This is a genomic window from Vibrio sp. Vb0349 (genome assembly GCF_033338975.1).
Map to the genome: position 1 here is coordinate 1 of NZ_JAWOTS010000124.1, position 1,677 is coordinate 1,677.

At 46.5% G+C, this 1,677-nt stretch carries 1 protein-coding gene; it reads right to left on the reverse strand.

Features of this window, described 5'->3' with window-relative positions; genetic code table 11:
- A partial coding sequence (locus R7Q47_RS23775; RefSeq protein WP_318089608.1) for an iron ABC transporter permease occupies positions 1–1,616 on the reverse strand: 1,616 nt, incomplete at its 3' end.
- Positions 1,617–1,677 lie beyond the last annotated feature (61 nt).

A 1,677-nucleotide genomic window follows, 5' to 3' on the forward strand; every position in this document is an offset into this window, starting at 1 on the left:
TGCTCCAGTGAACGGTTAACAACAACAAGCGGGATCAACCCAACAAGAACCAACAATACAGCAGGCAGAGCTGCCAATTCTAAATGCTCATCCGAGGCAAAGTTATATACGTATGTTGCCAGTGTTTCAAAATTGAATGGACGCAGAAGCAGAGAGGCATTGAGCTCTTTCATCGACTCAATAAACACCAACAATGCCGCAATCAGTGCACCACGTTTTACCAGTGGAAAGTGCACTCGCCACAGCATCGTATTTGGCGTACATCCCATCGTGCGTGACGCCATATCTAACGATGGAGAAATTTTATTTAGATTACTTTCGATACTACCAATCGCAACAGCTGAGAAACGCACCACCATCGCAAAGATCAACGCAAACATTGAGCCTGAGAAAATCAGTCCCGGTCTACCCCATTCCATCGCCTTCGCAATATCGTTTACGCGATAGTCCATAAACAGCACGGCAACCATCACGCCGATCGCCAATACCGTTCCAGGTACTGCGTAGCCCATTGAGGAAAGACGCATAAAAGCAAGGCTTTCACGTTTGCCATTGACTCGGTGGGTAAAGTTAACAATAAGAGCAACAGCCACGCCGATGATCGCAGCAATGACAGACACAACAAGACTGTTCCACGCGTACTCACGGAATTCTGGTGTCCAGCTTTGCTCAAAGTAAGTAATGGAGTAATCAATCAACTGAAGTAATGGCAAAATGAACGCCACAGCAACCAGTCCCCAACACCACACCAGTGCCGCCCATTTTTTCCAGCCACTTAACTCGTAACGAAAATCTTCATGGCTGTTAAATTGGCTTTGGAATAGTTTCTGCTTTCTGCGGCTATAGCGTTCTGTACTGAGTAGCAGCACAACAATCAACAGCATAATTGCGGAAATTTTAGCGGCCGCGTTAAGGTTAGAATAACCAAGCCACGTGTCGTAAACCGCTGTCGTTAATGTGTTAACGGCGAAATAGCTGACAGTGCCGAAGTCCCCAATGGTTTCCATCGCCACCAGCGACAAACCCACGGCAATAGAAGGTCGCACCAAAGGCATCGAAATACGCCAAAAGCTCTCCCAAGGTGAGCATTTCAGCAAGCGGGCACTTTGCAGCAGTGAAACATTTTGTTCCATAAACGCCGCGCGGCACAGTAGATACACGTAAGGGTATAACACCAGAGACAGGACAAAGGTCGCCCCCGGTAAGGTTCGAATATCAGGGAACCAATACTCGCCAGGTCCCCACCCGGTGACATCACGCAGGAATATTTGAATTGGGCCAGCAAAGTCGAACCAATCCGTAAATATGTAACCAATAATGTAACCCGGCATTGCCAATGGCAATACAAGCGCCCACTGTAACCACTTTTCCGTTGGCAACTTACACATTGCCATTAACCAAGCGCTTGGAATACCGAAAATAAGAGAGAGGACCATAACCCCAATCGTTAAGACGACGGGGTTATAGATATAGGTTGGCATCACCGTCGACATCAAATGTGTAAACAGGTTATCCGTTTCACCAATTGCGGTGTAGAAGATCGCTAAGATCGGCAAAACCAGTAACAGAGTTATCGCTCCACTACTGGTTTTCCATAGAGAATGTCTATCTTTCATTGCCTAATTACTGCAAGGCTTTATGAAATACAAATGCTGGTGCAAATACATCTCATATCCA